This window comes from Streptomyces arenae, from assembly GCF_022343545.1.
GTDB lineage: Bacteria > Actinomycetota > Actinomycetes > Streptomycetales > Streptomycetaceae > Streptomyces > Streptomyces humi.
Genome location: NZ_JAKQYH010000049.1, coordinates 1 through 23,757, shown reverse-complemented (window position 1 = coordinate 23,757; position 23,757 = coordinate 1). Strand labels below are relative to the sequence as shown.

At 69.2% G+C, this 23,757-nt stretch carries 17 protein-coding genes, 3 pseudogenes and 1 CRISPR repeat array; of the genes and pseudogenes, 6 read left to right on the top strand and 14 right to left on the bottom strand.

Features of this window, described 5'->3' with window-relative positions; translation table 11 throughout:
* Together MB828_RS21780 and MB828_RS21775 are read left to right on the top strand one after the other, a co-directional pair.
* Positions 1 to 1,184: CRISPR-associated endonuclease Cas3'' (locus tag MB828_RS21780; protein WP_430381411.1), on the top strand; the 1,184-nt coding region annotated here is incomplete at its 5' end.
* A gap of 529 nt (positions 1,185 to 1,713) precedes the next feature.
* Positions 1,714 to 2,190 carry a hypothetical protein gene (locus MB828_RS21775; protein WP_301649652.1) on the top strand — a complete coding sequence of 159 codons (477 nt, stop codon included), beginning with the start codon at positions 1,714 to 1,716 and terminating at the stop codon, positions 2,188 to 2,190.
* Between the two features lies 1 nt (position 2,191).
* On the opposite strand, the gene MB828_RS21770 is transcribed toward MB828_RS21775, so the two are convergent.
* The 8 genes from MB828_RS21770 to MB828_RS21735 all read right to left on the bottom strand — a co-directional run bounded on the left by MB828_RS21770 (position 2,192) and on the right by MB828_RS21735 (position 10,992).
* Positions 2,192 to 3,406, bottom strand: a complete 1,215-nt coding sequence (locus MB828_RS21770; RefSeq protein WP_430381412.1) for an IS110 family transposase — start codon at positions 3,404 to 3,406, stop codon at positions 2,192 to 2,194.
* Between the two features lie 850 nt (positions 3,407 to 4,256).
* Complete coding sequence (locus MB828_RS21765) at positions 4,257 to 4,394, bottom strand: hypothetical protein (protein ID WP_301649651.1); 138 nt, start codon at positions 4,392 to 4,394, stop codon at positions 4,257 to 4,259.
* Positions 4,395 to 4,857: 463 nt separating this feature from the next.
* Complete coding sequence (locus MB828_RS21760) at positions 4,858 to 5,607, bottom strand: type I-E CRISPR-associated protein Cas6/Cse3/CasE (RefSeq protein WP_301649650.1); 750 nt, start codon at positions 5,605 to 5,607, stop codon at positions 4,858 to 4,860.
* A complete protein-coding gene (gene cas5e / locus MB828_RS21755; RefSeq protein WP_301649649.1) occupies positions 5,604 to 6,479 on the bottom strand; it encodes a type I-E CRISPR-associated protein Cas5/CasD in 876 nt (291 codons plus the stop codon). The genes MB828_RS21760 and cas5e overlap by 4 nt, the downstream gene beginning before the upstream one ends.
* Complete coding sequence (locus tag MB828_RS21750) at positions 6,476 to 7,840, bottom strand: type I-E CRISPR-associated protein Cas7/Cse4/CasC (protein WP_301649648.1); 1,365 nt, start codon at positions 7,838 to 7,840, stop codon at positions 6,476 to 6,478. Before MB828_RS21750 ends, cas5e begins: the two co-directional genes overlap by 4 nt.
* Positions 7,837 to 8,421, bottom strand: coding sequence for a type I-E CRISPR-associated protein Cse2/CasB (gene casB / locus MB828_RS21745; RefSeq protein WP_301649647.1), 585 nt, complete (start codon positions 8,419 to 8,421; stop codon positions 7,837 to 7,839). The genes MB828_RS21750 and casB overlap by 4 nt, the downstream gene beginning before the upstream one ends.
* A complete protein-coding gene (locus MB828_RS21740) occupies positions 8,414 to 10,015 on the bottom strand; it encodes a type I-E CRISPR-associated protein Cse1/CasA (protein WP_301649646.1) in 1,602 nt (533 codons plus the stop codon). The genes casB and MB828_RS21740 overlap by 8 nt, the downstream gene beginning before the upstream one ends.
* 800 nt (positions 10,016 to 10,815) lie before the next feature.
* Positions 10,816 to 10,992: a hypothetical protein gene (locus MB828_RS21735; RefSeq protein WP_301649645.1), complete on the bottom strand. Its 177-nt coding sequence runs from the start codon at positions 10,990 to 10,992 to the stop codon at positions 10,816 to 10,818.
* A 179-nt stretch (positions 10,993 to 11,171) separates the two neighbouring features.
* On the opposite strand from MB828_RS21735, the gene MB828_RS21730 reads away from it, so the two are divergent.
* Positions 11,172 to 15,062 carry a hypothetical protein gene (locus MB828_RS21730; RefSeq protein ID WP_301649644.1) on the top strand — a complete coding sequence of 1,297 codons (3,891 nt, stop codon included), beginning with the start codon at positions 11,172 to 11,174 and terminating at the stop codon, positions 15,060 to 15,062.
* Between the two features lie 998 nt (positions 15,063 to 16,060).
* On the opposite strand, the gene MB828_RS21725 is transcribed toward MB828_RS21730, so the two are convergent.
* Positions 16,061 to 16,414: a DUF6233 domain-containing protein gene (locus MB828_RS21725; RefSeq protein WP_301649643.1), complete on the bottom strand. Its 354-nt coding sequence runs from the start codon at positions 16,412 to 16,414 to the stop codon at positions 16,061 to 16,063.
* 138 nt (positions 16,415 to 16,552) lie between these two features.
* Here MB828_RS21725 and MB828_RS21720 point away from each other — a divergent pair, with 138 nt between their 5' ends.
* Together MB828_RS21720 and MB828_RS21715 are read left to right on the top strand one after the other, a co-directional pair.
* Positions 16,553 to 17,101 carry a hypothetical protein gene (locus MB828_RS21720; RefSeq protein WP_301649642.1) on the top strand — a complete coding sequence of 183 codons (549 nt, stop codon included), beginning with the start codon at positions 16,553 to 16,555 and terminating at the stop codon, positions 17,099 to 17,101.
* A 220-nt stretch (positions 17,102 to 17,321) separates the two neighbouring features.
* Positions 17,322 to 17,612 (top strand): barstar family protein, encoded by a 291-nt coding sequence (locus MB828_RS21715; RefSeq protein WP_301649641.1) that lies wholly within the window; start codon positions 17,322 to 17,324, stop codon positions 17,610 to 17,612.
* A 43-nt stretch (positions 17,613 to 17,655) separates the two neighbouring features.
* On the opposite strand, the gene MB828_RS21710 is transcribed toward MB828_RS21715, so the two are convergent.
* Positions 17,656 to 18,024, bottom strand: a complete 369-nt coding sequence (locus MB828_RS21710) for a hypothetical protein (protein ID WP_301649640.1) — start codon at positions 18,022 to 18,024, stop codon at positions 17,656 to 17,658.
* A gap of 460 nt (positions 18,025 to 18,484) precedes the next feature.
* Here MB828_RS21710 and MB828_RS21705 point away from each other — a divergent pair.
* Positions 18,485 to 20,492 (top strand): annotated as a pseudogene (locus MB828_RS21705) (ATP-binding protein).
* Between the two features lie 932 nt (positions 20,493 to 21,424).
* On the opposite strand, the gene MB828_RS21700 reads toward MB828_RS21705, so the two are convergent.
* The 4 genes and pseudogenes from MB828_RS21700 to MB828_RS21685 form a co-directional block, all read right to left on the bottom strand.
* Positions 21,425 to 21,592 (bottom strand): hypothetical protein, encoded by a 168-nt coding sequence (locus MB828_RS21700; RefSeq protein WP_301649639.1) that lies wholly within the window; start codon positions 21,590 to 21,592, stop codon positions 21,425 to 21,427.
* A gap of 85 nt (positions 21,593 to 21,677) precedes the next feature.
* A CRISPR array of direct repeats spans positions 21,678 to 22,619; the repeat unit is 29 nt; unit sequence GGGACCATCCCCGCGGGCGCGGGGAGCAG.
* Between the two features lie 85 nt (positions 22,620 to 22,704).
* Complete coding sequence (gene cas2e / locus MB828_RS21695) at positions 22,705 to 23,061, bottom strand: type I-E CRISPR-associated endoribonuclease Cas2e (protein ID WP_301649638.1); 357 nt, start codon at positions 23,059 to 23,061, stop codon at positions 22,705 to 22,707.
* Positions 23,058 to 23,261 (bottom strand): annotated as a pseudogene (locus tag MB828_RS21690) (type I-E CRISPR-associated endonuclease Cas1e); the annotation flags it as partial. The pseudogene MB828_RS21690 and the gene cas2e, both read right to left, overlap by 4 nt.
* Positions 23,257 to 23,583 (bottom strand): annotated as a pseudogene (locus tag MB828_RS21685) (CRISPR-associated endonuclease Cas3''); the annotation flags it as partial. The pseudogenes MB828_RS21685 and MB828_RS21690, both read right to left, overlap by 5 nt.
* Positions 23,584 to 23,757: the final 174 nt, after the last annotated feature.

Below are 23,757 nucleotides of genomic sequence, written 5' to 3'. Positions count from 1 at the left end.
ACTTCTGGCTGCCAGTGAACGTACGCGCTCTTGTATCTGCGGTCCTTCCAGGCGGCGAGGAGGACGCGCGACGACTGGTGACATGGCTGGCGGGCGTGCATGACATAGGGAAGGCCACTCCGGCGTTCGCGTGCCAGGTGGATGAGCTGGCCGACCGGATGCGCGTCGCGGGTCTGGAGATGCCGTACCGGGCCGAGATGGGGCGGGACCGGCGGATGGCGCCGCATGGTCTGGCCGGCCAGTTGCTGTTGCAGGAGTGGCTGGAGGAGCGGTGTGGCTGGCCGGGGCGGGCCACCGCCCAGTTCGCTGTGGTTGTTGGCGGGCACCATGGAGCGCCACCGGACCACGGGCAGGTCGGTGACCTGGATGCGCACCCGGCGTTGCTGCGTGCGTCTGGTGCGAGTCGGCAGATGTGGCGACGGGTGCAGGAGGAGCTGCTGGAGGCGTGCGCGGATGAGTTTGATGTGCGTGAGCGGTTGGGGGCATGGCAGCGGGTGAAGCTGCCGCAGACGGTGCAGGTGCTGCTGTCGGCGCTGGTGATCGTCGCGGACTGGATCGCGAGCAACGCCGACCTCTTCCCCTATGCGGGGCAGGGGCGGCCGCTGTCGGAAGCTGACCGGGTTGCGGCTGCCTGGGCGGGATTGAATCTGCCCGAGCCGTGGCGGCCGCAGAGGTTTGAGGGCAGTGCGGGAGAGCTGTTCGCGGCCCGCTTTGCCCTTCCGGCCGGTGCAGAGCTGCGGCCGGTACAGAAGGAAGCGGCGCGCTTGGCGCGGGAGATACCTGAGCCGGGGCTGCTGATCATCGAGGCGCCGATGGGGGAAGGCAAGACGGAGGCCGCGCTGGCGGCGACGGAGGTGCTGGCTGCGCGCAGCGGGGCGGGCGGGGTGTTCTTCGCGCTGCCGACGATGGCCACCAGCAACCGGATGTTCCCGCGCCCGCTGGCATGGCTGGACCGGCTTCCCACGCAGGAGGGCGAGAGTAGGTCGGTGCTGCTGGCGCACCCGAAGGCGGCGTTGAACGAGGATTTCGTCGGCTTGAAGGCGGCTTCGTGGCAGCGGATCGCGGCGGTGGATCCGGACGGCGTCAACCCCGCGTGCGCGGGGAGCAGCTCGCCCAAGGCCTGCTGGCCCTGTTCCTCGCGGGACCAACCCTGCGTGCGCGGGGAGCAGATGGCCAGGCCCTGACGGTCGAACGACGTTGAGGGACCATCCCCGCGTGCGCGGGGAGCAGCTCGACGAGGCTGAAACGGACCGGCTGTACGCGGGACCATCCCCGGCGTGCGCGGGGAGCAGCTGTTCGAGATGGAGATCGACAAGGTCAAGGTGGGACTATCCCCGCGTGCGCGGGGAGCAGTGGCTGGCGGCCTGGCTGTACGACATCTTGGCGGGATCATCCCCGCGTGCGTGGGGAGCAGGTCGACAAAGCATTCCGGAAAGTGGTCGTTCCGGGACCATCCCCGCGTGCGCAGTCCTTGGGCGTGATGCCCGTGACCGGGATGTAGGGACCATCCGCGCGTGCGCGGGGAGCAGGGCAGCTGTGAGGGTATCGCCTTCACAACCGAGAGAGCATCCGCGCGTGCGCGGGGAGCGGTGCCCGGGCCATGAGAACAGTTCGGACTCGGCGGGACCATCCCCGCGTGCGCGGGGGCCCCTATGCCTTTGGTCAAGGGAAACGGGGGGTGCCTCGAGGTTGGGGGCCGGGCAGCATGGCGGGGTGGCTGATCTGCTGTGGGACGACGTGAGTGCCTTCTTCGATCCGGACTCGATGGGGTCGCTGCCGGACGTGCGTGTCCCGGATGTCTCGGTGGAGGGCTGGCAGGCGGTCCTCGATCTTGTGGCGGAGAAGGGCTGGAGGTGCCAGTACTCGGAGGGAGAGACGGTGCTTCCGGTGCCCCGGGCAGAGGTTGTGCTGTCCCGCCCGGTGGATGCCGAGTGTCCGAACCTGCGGGTCTGGCCGACTGATGATGTGTTGGCGATCTTCCGCTTCCTTGACGACGAGGTCGTCGACTTCGATGTCGATCTGCGGGAGTTGCAGGGGCAGGAACGACTCGATGCGTTGTGCGGCTTTCTCCGGGAGATCGGGCGGCGGTTGGGCAGACCGGTGCTGATGGACGGAGAGGGTGCCTATGGCCATCCGATCCTCGGCTTCGATATCGAGACTGATCGAGTCGTCCTCCTCATGGAGCCGTAGGTCAGGCGGCTGAGCCCGGTTGCTGAGGTTCGTAGAAGGTGCCCTCGCGGAGCATCGCGAAGAGGACGTCGGCCCGGCGTCTGGCGAGGCAGAGCAGGGCTTGGGTGTGGTGTTTGCCCTGGGCGATCTTTTTGTCGTAGTAGGCCCGGGAGATCGGGTCGGCCAGGGCGGCTAACACGGAGAGGAAGAAGGCCCGTTTAAGCTGCTTGTTTCCTCTCCTGGAGGGCTGTTCGCCGCGGATCGAGGACCCGGAACTGTGGGTCGCCGGGGCGAGGTCGGCGTAGGCGGCGAGGTGGCCTGCGGTTGGGAAGGTGTTGCCGTCGCCGACCTCGATCAGGATGCGGGCACCGGTCCTGACGCCGACCCCTGGCATCCACGTCAGGACCTTCGAAAGAAGGTGGTTCGCCAGCAGTTCCTCGATCCGCCCGGCCAGCAGCGTGCGCTGGTTAAGCACGGCTGTCAGCGAGGCGGCCAGGCTCGGGACGATCAGCGTGGCCGCCTCGGTCCCCGGAACGGTGACGGTCTGCTCGTCCAGGGCGGTGAAGATCTCCTCGACAAGCCGCTCGGCCATCCTCGGCGCCTTCGGCCGCAGCAGGGTGACCAGCCGCCGACGGCCGGCCTTGCGGATCTGGGCTGGAGATCCGAACCGTTCCAGCAGTGTGAGGACGGCCGGGTGCTGCAACCGCGGTCCCAGCACTCGTTCCAGCGAAGGGTGGATCTGGGTCAGCAGGCCGTGCAGCCGGTTGGCGACCCTGGTTGCCTCGCCTGCCAGGTCGTCGTCGAAGCCCACGATCATCTCCAGCTCGGAGATCGTCTCGTCCTCGTTGTCGATCGCCCGTAGCGTGTGGGGCATGGCGCGAGCGGCGTCGGCGATGATGAATGCGTCCCTCGCGTCGGTCTTGGCTTCGCCGGGGTAGAGGTCGGCGATCCGGCGCATCGTCAGCCCGGGCAGGTAGGCCACCGGGCAGCCCAGATTCCTCGCGACCGCCAGCGGCAGGGCACCGATCGAGGCCGGCTGATCGACCACGACCAGCACTGTTCGGTGCTTGGCCCGTAGTTTCGCGAACAGTTCGCGGAGCTTGGGTTCAGTGTTGGGCAGGCGCTTGTCGAACGTCTTCTTCCCGGCCGGGGTGACGGCGGTGGCGTGGTGTTCGCCCTTGCCGACGTCCAGGAGACGTCGATGTCGCCGGTGTCCATCACGTGCAGGCCCCTCCAACACGCTTTCGTCCGGCCTAGCCAGGGCATCGAGCTGCCATATCCACGCTACGGAGAGCTCTTCCGGTCTGGGTGAAGCCGGTGCTCAAGCCCCTCATTAGCGGTCCGTCGATGCCTCCGGACCCGGTAACACCACCCCCCGGATCATGAACAACAGGAGGGGGAAGCCACGCCGGACCCAAAGGCCGGAGGCCCCGTTGCGGAGCCGCGAAGACGGTAACGGGGGGCAGCCGAAGGCGAACGACGAACTCGCCCTCGAACTGGGACCATCGCCGCGTGCGCGGGGAGCAGGTCACGTGCTCGTCAGGTTGACGGCTGGCAGGGACCATCCCCGCGTGCTCCGGGAGCAGTGGTCCAGCTTCCCGGGCTCCCAGCCTGGGGTGGGACCATCCCCGGGTGTGCGGGGAGCAGGCGCCGAGGAAGTCCATCATCTCGGTGGGGTGGGGACCATCCCCGCGTGCGCGGGGAGCAGCAGAGGGAACGTGTCCGCGAGGTGACGACCGCGGGACCATCCCCGCGGGCGCGGGGAGCAGGCGATCTTCAGGCTGCCCAGCATCTCGGTGATGGGACCATCCCCGCGTGCGCGGGGAGCAAACGCGGACCCGGCGGCCGCACACGTTCGCCGTGGGACCATCCCCGCGTATGCGGGGAGCAGTCGGGGGGTGACCAGGCTGATCACGCCGTGGGGACCATCCCCGCGTGCGCGGGGAGCAGAGCCTTCTGGCCCTCACTCCGGTAGCGGGCCTGGGATCATCCCCGCGTGCGCGGGGTGCAGGGGACGTTGTCGTACAGCGACCGAACGATGGGGGGTCTTCCCCGCGTGCGCGGGGAGAAACGGACACCTGGCGGCGTCAAACCCTGGCGGTGGGGGCCATCCCCGGGTGCGCGGGGAGCAGCACGGCCACGCCGCCCACGTCGCCCGTCGCGAGGGACCATCCCCACGTGCGCGGGGAGCAGATGGTCTGGCCGTTGGGCTGCTTGACGGCCATGGGACCATCCCCGCGCGGGGAGCAGAGGACGAGCGCGCGGGCGGCATCGTACGGATCGGGACCATCCCTGCTTGCGCGGGGAGCAGTGGATGACCAGCCACCTGTCCCTAGAGGGCCTGGGACCATCCCCATGGGCGCGGGGAGCAGGCCCGCCCCTGCGCCTGGAAGACCCGGGGCGCGGGACCATCCCCGCGTGCGCGGGGAGCAGGCGGCCACCTCTTCTATCCACACCGGACACCGGGGACCATCCCCCGCGTGCGAGGGGAGCAGACGTTCGCCGCCACCTTGGATTGCGTGACCGCGGGACCATCCCCGCGTGCGCGGGGAGCAGGTTCGCGGGGGCAGGTCGAAGACGACGGTGGTGGGTCCATCCCCCCTGTGCGCGGGGAGCGGCCGGCCGAGGCATGCGGGAAGTGCCGGGGCCCAGGACCATCCCTGCGGGGGCGGGGAGCACAGTGAACCTTCAGCGCACGAGGATCAGTCCGCAACTGTAGGCGCGCGCGTGGCCGATGCCCTGAGTGAGGGCGGTGACGAGCGCCTTCGGGTCGGTCACGGTGAGGGTGCCTTTGATCTCGGCACGAGCGATGCGCAGACCCTTGTGCGGTGCCGGACTGGAGACTCGCGGGAGCATGCGCAGAGCAAGCCGTTCTGTGTCCGCGTCAGCGCCGATGCGGGTGACACCGTTGGGGGCGACCGCGGGTTCTCCGGATGGTTGGAGACGGTGCGAGAACCACGTCCGCACGTGCTCAGGGCGGGTGTGGGGGACACGGGCGCCGCGGGTCTTCGGCGGTGAGCCGGGCGCGGGTGGAAGGCTGCGGACCGGATTGACGACCGTACGGAAGTCGACACGGTCACCGATGCGGAAAGTGCGGTCGATGGTGAGGGTCTGTGGCGCCTCGACCAGGGCACCTCGGGGCACACCGCTCCAGTCGGCAGGGACCGACGACTGGACCACCAGGTTGAGCCGTGCCTGCCGGAGATCGAGAGTCCAGGTCGACAGGGTGCCCATTTGGGAGCGGGCGTCAGGACTGCCGTCCTCCACCCAGCCCAGAAAGCCGCTCATGACGGTCCGGTGCATGTCCTGTGCGTCGATGAGTGATTTGGCGGCGAAAGGATGCCGGGCGTCCAGAGTCAGCAGACTCTGCGTGGCGACGAACCTGGCGGCACGACCCGGGTCTGAGGGCGTATGTGACGTGGCGGCTGTCGTGTTCACAGGATGATGTCCCATCCGCGGGCGTGTGAGGCGATGGTGATGCGGTGACGGGTCTCCCAGCGGAGGCTGTGAACGCCTCCGTCCGCACCGAACTGCACAGGCTGGTCCGGCAGGGGACCGATGCCGGGTAGCGGGTGCGGACTTTCGATCCAGGCCCATGGACGTACGTCTGTCACCGGAGCCGGCGGCTCATCGTCGTAGCAGGGATCCTTGGGGAGCAGGGCGTGCGTCTCGAACGCTTCCCTGATGGTGCCTGGAACGACTCCGAGGGCGACGTCACCCGAGGGCGGACATGCTTTACGACCGAGCCAGAGTAGATGTTTGGGGTGCTCCAAGGCATGAGCGATCCGCTCCAGGAGTACTGCATCGGGATACTCCAGGCCGACGAGGAAGGCGGCGTCGGCGAGATACCAGCGTTCTGTGATCAGAGCGTGGCGGCGGACCTCTGCGGAGATGAGGGCTCCCGACGTCGGGTCGGCGGTGACGTATTTCGGTGAGCCGTACCAGGCTTCCAGCTCCCCGCGGCCGAACGGGGCGGGCTCTGCATCCTGCAGCGCCTCGGCCTCCGTGGCTTTCTCGGCACGCTGGTGGTCGGTGAGGAGGTCTCGCGGGCGCAGGGGGTAAGTGCCTCCGCCGACCGTGTGATAGTCGCGAAGCGGTGTGCCGGGCCGGTCGGCGCGGACCCCGAAGAGGACCTCGGCGAGTTCCCCGAGGGGCTCCTCCCGGGCGAGGCCGAGAGCTGCGGCACACAAGCCGATCACGCCGGACTTCGTGGGACGGGTGTGTGTGTCGCGGCGCGCGAACCGGCCGGTGAGGCCCCAGGATTGCAGGGGACCGGCCAGCCGGATGAGCAGAACGTGTGGGTCGTTCACGGAGTGAGGTCCTCGGTTCGCTCCACCAGGGTCAGTGACTGCGGCAATCCGAGCTCCCCTAGGAGCGTGTCGATTTCGGGGTCGTATGTGAGGACCCGCGCGGTGCGCAGGTCCTCGCGTCGGCGGCTGACGAAGGTGTGGTGGCGCAGCAGCCTGCGAACGGCTGCGGGTCCTGCTGGTCCTTCTCCGCCGGCCGACACAGGGCCTTCGTCCACCGGCCGCTGGAAGGCGGACGCGTAGTTGTAGGGGCGTTCTCCCTCGAATGCGAGAACGAGTGCGGGCAGTGTCCCGGTGGATGCTGTGGAGTTTTTCTTCGCCTCCGGGAACGCCAACACGAAGGCGTTCACGAACTCCTTCTCGGCCTCGGACGCGGCCGTCTCGGCTTCCTGCTCAGCCATTCCGGCCGCCCGCAGATTGGTGCGCAGTTGCGTGCGGTCGAGGACGGCGTGCCGGTAGAAGGTACCGGAGATCAGCGACTGGTAGCCGGTCATGCCGGCGCCCGCGTCGTCGGCGGCGTCGAGGAAGCTGAGGGCGTTGCGTTTGCGATCCAGCTTCGCATCGTCGGCCGCCGCGTAGAAGTCCTCGATCTGTTCGGCTTCATGCACGGTGAAGGCATGTCCGGTCTGGACGGCACCGTCGACGTTCGGTGAGTCGGGGATCTCCGCGAGAAAACGGCCGTAGAGAGCGATGTCCACGGCGTCGCGGGGAGCGAGGGCGAGCAGAACGGCGTCGCGCGTAGCTTTGGGCAGCGGTGGCAGGGGGACGGACACGACAGCTTCCGCTGCGGACGTTCCCTCCGTCTCTTCCGCCTCTGGCGAGGATGCGGCTTTCTTCCTTGCTCCCCGACGGGCCTTCTTCGCCTCCTCCGCGCTGGCCTGAGCTTCGAGGTACGCGTCCCGCCACTCTTCGACCTCTGCAGCCTGAACTGCGATGTGATGCGCGATCCTTACTGCGGCATCGGACGGCGCGAAGATGAGCACCTTCGTCAGGTTGGCCACGGTCTTCTTCTTGGGGTCGCCGAATTTGAGTCCGCTCGCCTCCAAGACTGCATGGGCAGTGACCAGGGCCTTTTCCTTCTCCCAGCCGTGGGCGGACTCGAGTTCGCGTCCGGTCAGGATCGCCCACTCCCGGGTGCGCAGGCCCATGCTCCGTCCCTTGAGCGCACCGCGGCCCGCGTTGGCACGGTTGCGGGCGTGGACCCGCTCGGCACGTCGTCGGGCCTGGCTGGTGATCATGTGGCGTTCCACGCCTCCGAAGACAAGGGTCTTGGGCTGCGCGTTTTCGTCGCGCACCGGGAGGACCGCCGCGAGGGTTTCGATGAGGTGCAGGGAGAGGAACTGGCTCCGAGGTGCCTCGATCACGAGGTGGTGTCCTTCCGCGTCGTCGGTTCGTTCTGTGTTTGCCGGCTTCGCGCCGGCGGAGTGTGGAATTCGACCGACCACCCGTAGGCGATGCGCGCCTTGCGGTCGTTCCAGTTGATGAGGTCCTCGGTCAGTCGGGTCCAGGACGGCGGCGGCTGTTCGCAGGCGCGTAGGCGGGTGACCGCGTGCTGGAGGTGGCGCCAGGGGATGCGTCGACTGGCGACGATACGGTTCAGGAGGCGCTGGGCTCCGGGGTTGTCGGGCCCGCGTCCGGTCCCGTCTCCGATGCGGCGGGCTGCGGCGCCAAGGCTGCCGTGGCCGTATGAGGCCGTGGAGTGTCCTTGGTGGTAGATGGCGAACAGGAAGGCCACCCGCTCGAACAGATCGCGGTGGTCGGCGCCTCCGTACCAGCCCGCGCGGATGTGGGCGTTGGTGCCGCCTCTGGCCCGGCGCAGTTCGGCGAGGATCCCGTACTCGCGGTTGCGGACGAGAGTGGTGAGCCAGGCGGTGAGGGCCGTGCTGTCGTGCGGGACCTGAGGGCGCTCTTGGTCTGTTCCGGCGGACAGGCTGTGCTCAGTCACGCGCGATCTCCCCTCGCAGTTCGGCCGGGGCCCAGTCGTCGGACATGTCGTCGTCGAAGCGCCGCACGGCCCGGGCACGCGCGCGGTGGTTGCGGTCGTTCGGGGGCAGGGTGTCGAGGCGCTGGAGCATTTGGGTGCGAGCTGTCGTCATCAAGCCCAGTGCGTAGGCGACGAGGGGCTCCGACACGGGGTCGTCGTCCTCCGGTCCCCTGTCGACCACCTCGTCCAGCAGTTCGTGGAAGGGGTCCTCCGCAGCGGGCCAGAAAGCCCACCGGGCATCGAGCCGTGCCACCTGGCCGGCCTCGTCCGAGCCTCGCATGGCTGGGAAGGCCGTTTCCGCGGCCAGGATGGCCGCGTTCTTCAAGCTCCTTGCGATGTATTCGGCGATGTCGGAGCCCCGACGGGAGGCTCGGTAGAGGTGGGCAGCCATGCCTGGGGCGTAGGGGTAGGCGCCGTGTGTCCAGGTGACGGGCAGGGTCTTGTTGGCCAGCAGGCCCACTGCCCACAACTGGTATGGGGCTCCTGTCCCCGTCCGCTCGTAGGGCAGGGAACGGAGCCGCGCGTACAGCCCGGTTCGGTCGTCCCTGACGGCGCTGTAGAGAGCGTGGGCTTCCTGCCACAGCGCCCTGCTGGGCGACGGCCACAACGGCTTTCTTAGACCGTTTGTCGTCTTGCTGAACACGGCGTCCTGGAGGTGCCGGTCCGGGTCGAGTTCGAGGATCTCGCCGGCGCCGATCAGGACCTTGTCGACGACGATCTGCCCTCGGGTACCGCGGTCCGCGCGTAAAAGCACGGACCGCCCCAGGGCGCTGTGAAGGTCCGCGGAACTTCGCGGCACTCTGGGCTTCGCCTTCTCGGTGAACGTGCGGCGTTCAATGTCGCCGGTGGTCCAGGACGTGTTGAGCGAACCCCCTGGGCCGTCCGGCGGGTAGAGGTTCAGGCGCAGTGTCTCGCCGAGCGTCTGTCCCAGGGCGACGACGCGGATCCTTCCCGTGAGCCGGCCCGCGGCGAGATTGGTCACTTTGGCGCCGAGCCGCTTCCCGGACATGCGGGCTCGCCCATAGGGGCCGTACACGTGTTGCGTGAGCGTGGCACGGAAGGCGTCCGCCGCCGGGAGCGGGTTGTCAAGCTCAAGGTGGTGATGGTCGAAATGCTGGTTGTAGTCGCCTGCGTGTTCGATGACCAGCTGGGCCGTTCCCGTGCCACTCTCGGCGAGATCCGCCGCCAGCCGAGAGTTCTGCACCAGGGGCGCCGTGGGATGGAACAGGTCCCAGCAGTCGTCCGGTTGGCGGGCCAGCCATGCGGCCGCCGACGCAAGGTCCTGCTTGCCGACCACCCAGGCTCGCCATTCCTCGTCCGAAGACGGACAGGTTCCTGAGGCGAAGCAGATAGCCAGCAGGTGCTCGATCACGGCGACGTTCTCACCCGGTGACGCGCAGTCCAGGGCCGCTAGTTCATCGGCCCCGGCAAGGAGCGCGCGCAGCGAGTAGTGGGCGGGCGCGCCGTCGACGCTTATGGCGGGTATGCAGGGCTTACGACGCGGGTCCCAGCTGAGACGCTGCTCGGCGGGCCTGGGCGGGGGAGCTTCGGACAATTCCTGGCTACCCTCTCTCGGTCGTGGACAGTGGACACGGCGCCGAATCCGTCGAACGACGCAAAAGCCGGCGACGGTGATCGTCGGGGGCCGTTCTGCGGATCGGTATCCCCTTCTCGGCAGGGGACGGGACAACCCCCGCATACGCGGGGAACAAGTCAGACGGGACCCTTGAGGCCGTCGACGGGCCACTCCCGCTGTCTGCGGGACCACTCCTTTGGTTTTGCGCTCGACTCTCCTTCATGAAGGGCACCTGGCTGACGACCTGGAGCCGGACGGATCGGGCACTTACAGTGGGAGATTGCCGAAGGATCGGCAGTCCCGGAGACAACCGTGGAGCGGTTCCCGTCCCGTGCGCGCGGAACGGGAACCGCTCATGGCCGGGGCAGGCCGTTCTTGGCGCATGTCTCGCGCCAAGAACGGCCGTCTACCAGAGGTGATCGACGATGTCGCCGACCACTGCGGCAGCCACGATGAGAACGAGTTCCCACCCATGGCGCTCCAGCCATGCGCGCGCAGCTCTGCCCGTGAACACCCTCCGTATCGGTGCCTCCAGCCCTGCGGGTGCAGAGCGGGGGCGCCGATACGGCCGATGGCAGAGGCCCGCACGGCTGCCTTTGTATCCCAAGACAGGTGTTTTGCGGGCGAGTTTGAGCAAGTAGATCTTGAACGGCCGTGGGGCGGCACTCTTGAAGCTGTCGAGTTGGGCCGAGCAGCGGTATGACGCTTGAACCATCGCGGACTGTGGCCTGGGGACCGGGCGTGCCCCCTGCCGCACGAGGCATCGGGGCGCATCCCGCTCACCGCGGGCGACGGCGCACCAGGATGGTGAGAGTGGTGCGCGCATCCTTGCGGCGTTCCGACGTGGGGGCCAGGACGGAGACAAGGGCGACGACGAGCAGGACGCCCGTGTAGAGCAGGCCGACACACCCGCTAAGGGCTGCGGCATAGTGAAGAAGTTGGGAAATCTCGGACACGGGCCATCCTTCTGTCTCGGGAGCCGGACTCGGCTGGGGCGGTGATGGCTCTACAGTCGCGAGAGGGCGGGACGACGGACAGTTACGCCTTCTTGTGCGAGACGATTTCCGCAGCTCAGGCGGCACATTTTTGACGACGCCGACTGGACTTTCCGCCGTTGCGTACCGAGAGGGGAGCGGTGACCGAGACGAAGCGAACCGCGCGCAGAGAGTTGGCCGCCATGCTGACGCGCCTGTGGGAGGCGGCGGGGCAGCCACAAGCTCAGGAGCTCGAGCTTCCTCCGTCTACGCTGCGCGATTGGCGAAAGGGAGAAACAGCCCCCGAGGCACCGGGCCACTTCTGGTCTGTGGTGAGGAAGCTGCAGCAGGCCGCCAGTCACCCGGTCCACACAGATGCCGAGTGGGAGGCCGCCCTGCGGGCCGCGCAGCAGGAAGGGACCAGCACTCGGCACCGGCAGATCGCCTCGGTAAGGGAGAGGGACCCGCACCACCGCTTCGTCCGTCCCCACGGGCCTGCCGTTGAAGCCGCAGGGAACAACGTTCGTGGGCGGGAGGACGAACGCAGGGTCATGAACGCGTTCGTCGCGGATCCCCGTTCCACGGCGCCGTCATATCTGTGCTGGCACGCCGACACTCCCGTGGGCAAGACCGTCCTGCTCGCCGACTACGTGCAGCGGCCGCCGCACCGCACCGACATCTTGAACTTCTTCGTCTCCGCGGCGCACGGCACCGACACACGCACTGCATTCGAAGAGCAAATGAGCGATCAGATTGGAGCATTCCTCCGTTCACCCCAGCAGCGCACGTCTCGCGGCGTCCAGCAGTGGAAGCGTCTCTTTGCCGCTGCTGCCGAGAAGAGCATGCGGCACGGGCGCACACTGTTGCTGGTGGTCGACGGTCTCGACGACGACGTGGCCTGGTCGGGACTGGCTGCCGCCAGCGCGGCGCCCACGGCCGGAGTCGGAGGCACGCCAAACGTCGTCCACGGAAGCATCGCTGCGCTCCTCCCCGCTGCTCCACCTCCCGGTATGCGCGTCATCGTCTCCTTCAGGCGCGGCGTGCGCCCTCCCGACGACCTCCCCGTCCGGCATCCACTGCGTCAACGCACACACCTGCGCGCTCTCGCACCTGTCGAAGGAGTACCGCAGGTCCGGCTGCCGCCGCCGGACCCTGCCGCTCTGGGTGAAACGGTCGCGGGACTGCTCGCCGCGGCGGGTGGCGGCCTGCGTACGGCGGACCTGGCGGAGCTGGCCGGGCTCCCGGCCGACCGGCTCGACCGCCTGGTGCAGGGGCCGGCGGGGCGCTCCCTCATCCTCGACGATCCGGTGACCCAGACCTACGCACTGGCTGCACCCGGTCTCATCCAGACAATAGGTGAAGGCGTGGGAGCCGAGGCAATCACACGGCACACCCGCGCGCTGCTCGCCTGGTCGCACAGGTGGCGTACGGCGGGCTGGCCCCCGGAAACGCCCCCGTACCCCCTGACACATCAGCTCCGGCTGCTGACCGGCGCCGCAGAACGTGCCGCATACGTTCTCGACATGCCCCGGCTGCGCCGACTCGCCTCCACGGCCGGCCCGGAAACGGCTTTCGCACAACTGGACGCATTCGAGGGAGAGATCAGCCCTTCTGACACCAGCCCCGACAGCTTGGCGGTGCTCGTTCCGCTCCTCGCGGCGCGCACTCTTCTGCGCCGCGAGTCGTGCGAGGTGCCTCCCGGTGCTCCCGCCCTCCTCGTCCGGCTGGGCGAAGTGGACCGCGCTCGCGGCCTGGCCCGTTCCGCACCGACGATGGCCGCAAGGGCCGTGCACCTGGCGGACATGGCGGTGGAGATGTCCTACGCAGAGCGGGAAGGAGCGGACGCAGTCGCGCTCGAGGCAGCCCAGTGGCTCACCCGGACCGACCAGGGCTCTCCCGGCACGTATCAAGACACCGAGACCTACACGCGGCTCCTTGAAGCCGCCCGCACACTCGTATCACTGAACGATCTGGGCGCTGCCCGAATACTGCTACGCGCCGTGATCCGCGACAAGGCGGCCGGGACGGACGCACTGACGGAGGCAGCCGGCCTGCTGGTCACGGCCAACGACGCGGATGGGGTGACAGCGTTGCGTGAACGGGCCGAGAACCTGAGCGAGGGCGGCACACGCGACCGTGCGGCCGCGGTGGACCTCTGGGGAGCACTGGCACGGGCGATGCCTTCACTCAGCGGCGACGCCGGTGATCGCATTATGACCATCTGTGAGGAGCTCGATCCCTCGGGCGGACTGGACGCAGTCGACGTACTGGCCCGTGCCGCATCTGCGCTTGCCAGACTGCCCACCAGGCGGCACCGCATGGCTCAGGAAAAGACAAGGGCCGCACTGGCGCGAATGACCGAAGCGCTGGCCGACCCTAATGCGCTGTCCGACGACGATCTAGCACACCTCGGTCGCGAACTGGCCGGAACGCTGGCACGTCTCGCTCAGGCGGTCGACGACACCATGCCTCCCACGAGGAACGCCCTCAAGGACATCGGCCGCCTGCTGGAGGCCTTACCAGAGACACTGCGCGTTGGTGTACTCGGCGATGCCATTGCTGAACGGGCCCTGTTCCTCACCGAAGCCGGCGAGGAACGCAGAGTACAAGAGGTCAATGCTGCCTCGACCGCCGCCACGGAAGAGAAGAACGCGATCCGGAGAAAAAAGGACGCAAAGCGGAAAGCGCTGGCGGTATCGCGACAGAAGGATACAAAGACACGATCGGAACCGGGAGGCATGCGGAGCCAGGCTCGGTCGGCACCAGTATTCCGGCGCGCACCCAGGCATCGGATATCCACAGGTCTGCGTCCGCTCGGCGACGGGCCGCGGCCTGATCACGTACTTCTGCTCCACGAGGCGGACGATCAACTAGATGCTGGCAATCTGCTGCGCAGCCGGGAGCTGCTGGAGACTGCTCTGCGACGCTCTCCCGTTGCGTCGTCGCATCCGACCGTGCCAGAAGACTGGACAGCACACCTGTCTCAAGCTCTTGGTCTTGCAGGCGAATTCAGCACGGCCGAAGCACTCGTCGCATACCTGCCAGGTGCACCGGACCGTGCACTTCACCTGGCAACGCTCTCCCTCGGCTGCTCTCTCGGCGGCCACAACGAGGCGGGAGGCCGATACGCCCATGAGGCAGCGCGTCTGACGGCCGGCAACACCGATCCCGGCCTAACGAACGTCGTAGCCCAAGCGCTCGCCCATGCCGGAGACGCATCTGCGGCTTCGGCCACCGCAACGGGACGTACCGTCACGGAGAAGCGGCAGGCGTTAACAGCCGTCGCGGCCGGGCTCACCCGTCACAGCCCCGAAGAAGCGGCACGTATCGCCGAACCCCTCACAGAAGGCCTGATACGACGGATCGATTCGGGAAGCCCCCTACGAACCCTCCCGGAACTTGCAGCTCTCCTGCTCGCCTACCCCGATATCCGGCAACCCGACCCGCGGCTGCAGGAAGCGCTCTGGCACGCCTCACTTCGCCTGTCCGACACACCCCCACCGTGGGACTCCTCGTCAATGATCGTCCTCACCCTGCTGAAGCGGCTTGGTTGCCTTCCCGAGGAAAACAGCGATGTCGTCGCAGGCATGACCGACAGATGGCGGCACTCGCTCCAACCAGGGGAGGAGCCCTGCGCCGAACTCGCCCTGCTATCCGCCATGGACGGTAACTCCACCGCCCTTCGGCGCCATGCCGAGGCGGCACGAACACCAGACGGGCGAGCAATGGCGCTCTACGCGGCCGCCGCATACCTCGCGGGCGCCCCCGTGACCCTTGCCACGGACAGCCGAGCCGGCGACAGGCTCGTCCGGACCTACCTGGCGCTCGCCCGGACAACCGGCGGCGGCAGCAGCCCCCCTGCCAAGGCAACGGCCCGGCGCCTCGTGCGCAGCCTACTGAGAACCGACGCGTGGACCCACACGATCCCGCTGCTCCCTCAACTCGCTCCCGGTGCCTTGCAGCACCTGAGCTTGATAGCAAGAGCCCCCGGCCGACGCGCGGACGGACTCGGCACCGGAGGCAACACATCCCGGCCTGAAAAAGGCCGGTAACAATAGTGCTCGTCCTTCGCCCGCATCTCCAGCATGTGGTGGGAAGAGGCCTCTGCACCCCGCACCCGCGGGGATGGTCCCTGCATCACCGTGCCGCCCCGCCATGCGGTGGCCTGTCCCCGCGCATGCGGGGATGGTCCCAAGGGCATCCTGCACCGCCTGTTCCATGCGGGCCGGTGCACAGCGACCGTCCGGACCGCCTTCCACGTCGACGTGCACGCCGCGGACTCGGCGGCGGTGGTCGGCGGTGCAGCGGACCATGTGGTCGCGAGGACAGTGGCGACGGCGGCCGCCGTGGTGAGCAGACGTCGGGAGTGCATACGCCCTCAACTCCCGCTCCCAGCAGGTCCGTCACGGCCGAACACTCAAGATCACCCGCCAGGGTTGGCCGGGCAGCTTGTCGGCCCGGCCCGCGCGCGGCCCCGCCGTCGCGCGAGCAGGACACCGGACCGCCCGATCCCCCCAACGCACCCCTGCGCCCGTTCTCTTCTGGCCCTTCCTTCCTCCTGCCGTGACGATCGCGGGGTGCTCTGTGGGGGATGTCAGCTGCCGCCCCGACGTGAAACCATGCGGTGACCTGCGCGGGCGTGGCGGGAGCGCTCGGGCCCGCGCAACCTCTAGCGCAACTCTCACCGCAACACCCTGGCGCAACCCTGCGCGCAACTCTCAGCGCAACACCCCACCCCGGCGGCCGCGCGGCGCCCGCGTCGCGCGGAACGACCACCGGCCGGCGCCCTCCCCTCGCCCGCCGACCTCCCTGCCTTGCCCGCCCACCACCTTCATCAGGTCCAGGGGCGCGGGGGTCGGCGTAGAGGGGATGTCAGCACCCCGACCACTCCCAAAACCGGGCGGTGACCAGCGCAGTCGCCCAAGGCCCGTTCACGCCCGGGCGTGAGAATGCGCGCCAGATCGTGCACCAGATAGCGCGCCAGATCCTGCACGAGACCGCGCGCCCGGCCGGAGCTCCGGACGGGTCTGCCGACTGCCCGGCGCGCGTGTTACTCCAGGACTCCGAGTTCGGTGTCCGGCTGGCAGTGGGTACAGGCCGGGACATCGTGGCGCAGCGCATCCAGAGCCTGCTCACGGGTCACCGGCCGGCACCGGCCGCTCTTCGCCGCCGCCCAGCAGTCACCGCGGTGCAACCAGTCGATGTTGCGCCGGTTCAGTCCGTACTGGACCACCCAGTCGGGACGCTGCCGGTCCCGCTCAGCGGCATGCCGGAGCGCTGCCGCCTTCCGCTCTTCCACGGCGATCCACCGGTCGATCTCCGCGAGCGACCGCTCCGCCTGCTGCTGCACGACACGGCGCGCGAAGCACAGCAGGTCGAGACGCGACGGACTATTTTCGCTCACATGTTCGAGTCTAATCCGGTGACCTGCGGTAATCACGCCGCGCCATCTGCTGTCCTCTGACAGAAGATCTTGACCGACTGCCACGCGAGTTTGGCCGATCCCGCGGCCGTGCTGCACGCCTCGTTAGGCTCGGCTTCCATGGCTGGCAAAGATGTCGCGCACAAGCGCCGCTTTCTCGTATTGCACGACTACGGCATGGGTGGCTCGTGGTGGTGGGTCCGTGCGCGGTCGGCGCGAGAGGTGCGCGAAGTGTTCGCCTGGATCGAGGTGGTCGCCGACCCGGAGACCGTGGCCCGGCTCGAGACGGAGGAGCTAAAGGAAGCCGACATCGACGCGCTCCGGATGCCTGCGGGCCTGGACGAGCTGCGGGCCGAGCGCGACGCGCAGCGCGGGCGGGAGGGCTTCGGTGTACTCGCGGACAGGGACGTCGTGTACCTGCGTCGCCGCTGGGACGAGGAGGGCGATGAACCGGTCGACTACCTGATGGAGGTGGGCTCCGACGGGCGTCGGCTCCGCCAGGTGGAACTGCCGGAGAGCGGGGCTGCTCTGCGCAGCGGTCCCGACGACTGGCCGCTCAATCCGCCAGTGGTGGACCTCTTCGACCCGGCGCTAGTGGGTCAGGAGATCAGCCGGAGCGACTTCGAGGAGCAGTGGGCACAGGCCCGTCCAGCAGACTCCGGCCACTAGAAACCTCTCCGACCGGTCAAACTCGCTTGGCAATCGGTCAAGATCACCTGCCAGAGGACATCTGCTGTCCCGTCTCACCGAAGTTCGACGAGTCTCAGTGAAGTTTGATCGATGGCAGTTTGTCTCAGCGGAGTTTGACTACCAGGGTTCGTGGCGGCGACGCCGCGAGGGCGTCGGGGGTTTCGTAGAGTCGCCTGGCTGGGCGAAGGGGTGGAGGACCATGCGCATTGCCATTGACGGGACACACATCGGAAGCCAGGCGGACCTGCACCGGTTTCTTGCCGAGCCTTTGGACTTCGGTCCGTACTACGGGCACAACCTGAACGCCCTATGGGACCGCCTGAGCAGGGATGTCGAGCGCCCGGTCGAGATCGTCTGGGAGAACGCCGAAGCCAGTCGTGGCCGCATGGGTGACGAAGCGTTCGAGGCGATCGCATCCGTTCTGGTCAGAGCTGCCAAGGAAGACGAGTCGAACGCGCCGGACGAGAGACTGACCGTGCGTTTCACCTGATGCGCAGTCCAGCGGGGACCGGTCAAACTTTGCTGCGACGCCGTCAAGGTTCGTTGAGACGGGTCATCTGCTGGACGCACTCACCCAGGAACCGGGCGCGCTCTGCGGTCAGCCGCGCGAGGCGCCGGGCATCCTCAATAGAGATCCCCAGAGCTCTCGCGACCTCCGGCACCCTGGCCCCCGCCCGCAGCGCCTGGCGAACTCCGCCCCACCGGGCCTTGGTGCCGATCTCGGCACTCAGCGCGAGCATCGCCAGGGCATCACCGACCGCGTCGGCCTGCCCATGCGAGTGCTCCAGGCGCCGCGCATGCCCAATCAGCTTCTCCGCCATCCAGGACAGCGGGACGTCGCGGGGCACCTGCGCACAGGTCCGGATGCTGCGCGCCAGCCATTGCTCATGCCGGTCGGCCACGGCTTCACGCTACGCGCCCGGCCCGGGGCGTCAGCCCCACCGTCACCGATCCGGAGACCTGCGGTAATCCCGCCGCGTCATCCGCGTGGCCTCCCACCACTACCAGCCGCACGGCGCCCGGCCAGGGCGCGAGTAGAGGCCCAACCAGTACGCGCGGCGCCCGTCGGCGGTGTCGTAGTGCGCGGTCACGACACCCCGATAGAAACGCCCCCTCACATACAGGTTGACCCGCACGACGTCGTGAGGGCCGTACGAGCGGACCGCGGCGGGCGGCGTCCGGAGGGGGTGCCGTCTCGGCGTCTCTGGATTCGCTCACGCGTTCGACTTTACCGGGCGTGACCAGTCCCGCACTAGATTGATCACGCTTGCCGCCGAGACGGCTGGTCAAAAAGGGGACGGCGTGACGCACGGCAGCAGCAGCGGGTCAGAACAGGCGCGGCCCGGCGGTACTGCTCTGGTCATACCGCCCGTGCCGGCCTACGCCCCGAGCCCGGAGACCGCGGCCGGGACGGCGTTCCTCGCGCGGCTGCGGGCCCCTCGCCTGTCGGCGGCCCTGGGTATCTGGCGGGCGGGGCACCAGCCGCGCCCCGAGCAGGAATCGGAGCGGGCGCCCGGGCGCCGGCTGGTCGGCGGAGCGCTGCTGTCCGCGCTGTGCGCATGGATCGTGTGGTCGCTGCTGTACGGCGGCTACCTGGGGCTGTGGTGGCTGGTCCCGCTGGACCTGATCGCCCCGGACGACTGGGTGCACGGACGGTCCGGCCCGGTGCTGCTGAAGTTCACGTACTACGGCTACTACGCGGTGGTCATCGCCGTCCTGGCGCTCATGGCCGGGCGGGCGGGCCGGTGGGCAGAGGTCTGGCGCCGGTACCTCGCCCCTCACCTGCGCCCCGAAGCTGCGCTGCCCGCCCCTCACGCTGCCGTGGGTGAGGACCCGGCCGGCTGGCCCCAGCTGCGGGCCGCCGGGGCGGTCGCGGCGGCCGACCGGCTCACCGGGGACGCACGGTCCGGGGCGATGAGGGACGTCGACCACGCCCGCATCACCCAGGCCTGAACGGCGGTACGGGCCGGACGGCATCCGCTGGACGCCTTCACGCGGGCTGTACTCGAGGATGGGGCCGCCGCGTGCGGGCATCCGTCCGGGGCGCGGGACCTTCCCGCCCGGACCGCCTGGCACGACCTGGTGACGCACCAGGTGCGGATCGGGGCGGCGGCCGACACCCCGAGGAACCCGTGGGCGTACCGGTCGGCGGGCATCGCCGTGGGTCCGGGCACGGTGGGCACGTCGGTGGTCGCGGTCGGCCCGGCCGGAACCGGTGCGGTGGTGCGGCCGATCGCCGATTCCCTGTGCTTGCAGGCGTTGGCCGGGCGGGCGGCCGTGGTCGTCGTGGGCAAGGCCGGCACCGACCTCGGACCGGACGGGCAGTACGACGTCGTGCTCCGCCCTGGGAATCCGGGATCGCTGTACGGGCTCGATCTCTACGGCGGTCTGGCCGACCCGGATGAGGCGGCCGACGTCCTCGCGGAGGCCCTGGTCGGTGACCTGACGGACGGGCAGGGCGGCGCGGGCCGGGTGCTGGGGCTGCTGCTGGGTCCGTTCCACGCCGTTCACGGACGGCTTCCGGTCCTAGCCGAGCTGCGCCAACTGCTGGACGCGGCGCCCGAGCGCTCCAGGACCTGCGTCTGGCCCTGGAGCGTTCGGGCGACACGGCGATGCTGCGGGAACTGGACGCGTGGCAGCGCCAGTGCCACGCTCCGGCCGGGCCCGGGGCGCTACTCGCCGACCGCATCGCCCTGCTGGACCGCCCCCAGTTCGCCACAGCGTTCGGGCCGAGCAACGTGTTCTCCATGGCGGCCCTGACCCATCCTGTGCGGGTGTACGTCGAACTGCCGGCGCGCGGGCACGCCGAGGCGGGCCGGATCCTCGCACGGCTGGTACAGGCGCAGTTCCTCGCACACGTCGCCCGCCGCGGCGACCGCTCGCTGCTCGCCTGCCTGGTAGTGGACAACGCGGCCGCAACGGTGACCACGCGCGCGGTACGCGCCATGCAGCGACTCCGGTCCGTCAACGCCGCGGCCGTCCTCGCCCTGCGCACCCTGGACGACATCCCGCCCGCGCTGCGCGGGCCGCTGCTCGGCACGGCCGGCTGCCGCATCACCCTGGCCGGACTCGCGCCCCGCGACGGGCAGCACTTCGCCGACACCTGGGGCACCGCCTGGACCGAATCCCGTGATGTCACCGACCGGCAGATCATCGCCGAGACCCCCGGCGGCCGCGCCTTGCACCTGGTCCGCCAGGCCATCACCGGGAAGGCACGGACCGCACGGGCCGTGACGGTCCGACAGGTGGAACGCGACCGCTGGTCCGCCTCCGACCTCGCCCACACCCTGCCCGCGGCCACGCCGTGCTCTCCCTGACCGACGTCACCGACGACCGCACACCGCCGCTCCTGGTCGACCTCCATCACTAGCCGCGCAACCCTCGACCGCCGACCAGACCGAGGCCCGGACCACACGGTCCGGGCCTCGGTCATGCGCGGCCACGGCAGGGTTGCGCGGCTAGGAACGGCCCCGGATACAGGCCCGCCCGCCGCCGGTCGCAGCCGAAGTGCCCACAGCCCGGAGGCATTCGACGCGCTAGCAACCAACCGTAAAGAGCCCGCGGCCGACCGACACATTCCGCGTGCTGCGCCCCATAACCAAGGTAGAAAGCCGCTCACGGTCGGGCGGTAAGTGCTTGCGCCCAAGACGGGGTGACCACACGGCTTGCGCGCCTTGGGAGCGCCTTCGTCATCATGCGGCCCCGCTCAACCGTTGATTTCACAGAACCTTCTGGCACCACGCGACGTATGCACCAACAAGGGGCGAAAGAACCCTGACCCGAAGTGGAGTCCCCCGTGTCCTTCTCTGCACTGATCCGCAGCCTGCCCAGCGTCGCCACTGGTGTTGCCGCCGCCGTCTCCGCCGTCGTCCGGATGCCTGTCGGAGTCACCTGGGTGCTCATTGGTGCCGGCGCGGTCATGGCGGCCATCGCCCTTCTCCTACCCGGCGGCATCCCCGCACTGAAGGACTCCCAGAACAAGGCCCGCGCGACGGAGCTGGCATTCGCCATGGCGTCCAACAACCCGGACGCAGGGAACGTTGCGATCGGACTCCTGACCGCAGCGTGCAGCACGGCCGGAACGCCCGCAAGACCCGGCATACCGCCGGACCGCGAGGATCAGCCGCTGCCAGATACGGCACCCGCACCGGAGACACCGGAGCGACCATCTGACACCCCGGCCGGTACTCCACCCTGACGGCTTGGGCACGGCGGCCGATCTGCCGATGTGGTTGGGCCCATGGTCAGGCCGACCATGACCCCAACCATGACAGCGGCGTCTCAGGCGGTGGTCTGGCAGAGTCAGGCGGGTACGGCCTCGCGCAGCAGCTGCGCGGTGCGGTCGCAGAGTTTCGCCAACTGCTCGCGGTAGGGATAGATGTGGCCGGCCCCGGCAACCGTCCGCAAGGCCTTGAGCGCCTCCGCCCACTCGACGACGTCCTCGGGCAGCTTGTACGGCTGCCCGCTCATCCGGACCGCCGGGCGTGGCGGTGCAGGGACGGTGACGGTGACGGTCTCGGTGCGGGTCGTTGTTCCACATGCCGACGATGCCGTTGGGATCATCCCCGCGGGCGTGGGGAGCAGCCGAGCTTGGAGACGTTGGAGGACCTCGTCGGGACCATCCCCGCGGGCGCGGGGAGCAGCGGAAGGACCTGCGGGGCCTGAGCCGAGCCGGGGGACCATCCCCGCGGGCACAGGGAGCAGACGGCGCTCGGCCAGTTGAGCTCGCCGACCCAGGGACCATCCCCGCGGGCGCGGGGAGCAGCCCGCTGACTGGCCGCCTGCCGTGCGAGACGCGGGACCATCCCCGCGGGCGCGGGGAGCAGGGCAGTGCCCAGTACCGGACTCTGCCCGGCAAGGGACCATCCCCGCGGGCGCGGGGAGCAGTGGATGCCCCAGTCGTCGCGTTGGGTGTAGGCGGGACCATCCCCGCGGGCCCGGGGAGCAGGGCCAGCTTGGCGCGCTCCGCCTCGGCGGCGCGGGACCATCCCCGCGGGCGCGGGGAGCAGGGCCAGCTTGGCGCGCTCCGCCTCGGCGGCGCGGGACCATCCCCGCGGGCGCGGGGAGCAGAAGGCATCCGCCGACTACATCAACAACTTCACGGGACCATCCCCGCGGGCGCGGGGAGCAGTTCGAGGCGCTTGCCTGTGGTGCCTGAGACGAGGGACCATTCCCGCGGGCGCGGGGAGCAGGTGATCCCCCAGCGGTTCGTCCGCCGACGAGCGGGACCATCCCCGCGGGCGCGGGGAGCAGACCTACAGCTCACCCCTGAGCAGCAGGCTCGCGGGACCATCCCCGCGGGCGCGGGGAGCAGGACGCGATGAAGCACAGCACGCCGCTCTGGCAGGGACCATCCCCGCGGGCGCGGGGAGCAGCCGTTGATCGTGGAGAACGTCGACGACATCGTGGGACCATCCCCGCGGGCGCGGGGAGCAGAGCAAGAAGTCCGGCCTGCGCCACGCGATGACGGGACCATCCCCGCGGGCGCGGGGAGCAGACTCGGTGACCTTCGGGTTTATGGCGGCGGGGTGCGGCAATTGGGCACTTTCACAGAATCCGGCATCTATCGCTATTGGTGCTATTCATCCGCTGCCGAAGCGGTGGCGTTTGGCTGCTTTGCTCCAGCCCGGGCGGGGCGAGGTCTCTGGGGCTGGGGTGGCGGCACGGTTGTTTGGTCGGCGGATGAGAGTGAGGCCTTCATGGTCGAGGGGGTGCCAGGCATGCTCGTGGGTGCGGAATGTGAAGCCTTGCTCATTGTTGGCAGTGTGGGCGAGTAGAGCGCGGCCTTGTCCGGAGTACTGGCAGACCTCATGCCATAGGGCGTCACGAACACGGGCGGAGGGGTCGCCGATGAAGACGCCGGGTGAGATTTCGAGCAGCCAGCGAGTGAGGAAGCCTCGTAGGCCGGCGGGGCAGTTGGTGAGCACGATGACCGTCACCAGCGGCTCTCCGGGTCGTAGTTGACACCTGCGGCCATCTGCCGACCCTGGTCGGACTGGAGGGTGACCTCGTCGGTGTCATCGAATGCAGCAGGTGCGGCGCTGTTGGGCAGGAGCAGGCGGTTGATGTCGGCGACGACGCGATCCAGCAGCCGCAGTTCGTGGATGCGGTCGCGCAGCGCGCGGCGGGTGCGTGCGCCCCGGCCAGCCACACCGCTCCTCCAGCCACTCCTGCAACAGCAACTGGCCGGCCAGACCATGCGGCGCCATCCGCCGGTCCCGCCCCATCTCGGCCCGGTACGGCATCTCCAGACCCGCGACGCGCATCCGGTCGGCCAGCTCATCCACCTGGCACGCGAACGCCGGAGTGGCCTTCCCTATGTCATGCACGCCCGCCAGCCATGTCACCAGTCGTCGCGCGTCCTCCTCGCCGCCTGGAAGGACCGCAGATACAAGAGCGCGTACGTTCACTGGCAGCCAGAAGTCCCACAGCAGCCCGGCCACGGCCGCACTGTCTTCCATGTGCCGCCACAGCGGCAGCCAGCCGTCGCTGTCACGATCATGCTTCGCCCACACCAGCCGAGCTGGGCCGCTCAACCGAACGCGCAGCCCGATCTGCTCTCCCCCTCACGTGCCATGCCAGATGACTACACGCAAAACCCATAGTCGGGCCGCTTTTCCAGGGAAACCGGCTCG

Coding starts and splice junctions, on each gene's coding strand:
- MB828_RS21765 (WP_301649651.1), bottom strand. CDS start 4,394: ATGGCCGTCAAGCAGCCCAACGGCCAGACCATCTGCTCCCCGCGCACG.
- MB828_RS21720 (WP_301649642.1), top strand. CDS start 16,553: ATGGCTGGCAAAGATGTCGCGCACAAGCGCCGCTTTCTCGTATTGCAC.
- MB828_RS21715 (WP_301649641.1), top strand. CDS start 17,322: ATGCGCATTGCCATTGACGGGACACACATCGGAAGCCAGGCGGACCTG.
- MB828_RS21700 (WP_301649639.1), bottom strand. CDS start 21,592: ATGAGCGGGCAGCCGTACAAGCTGCCCGAGGACGTCGTCGAGTGGGCG.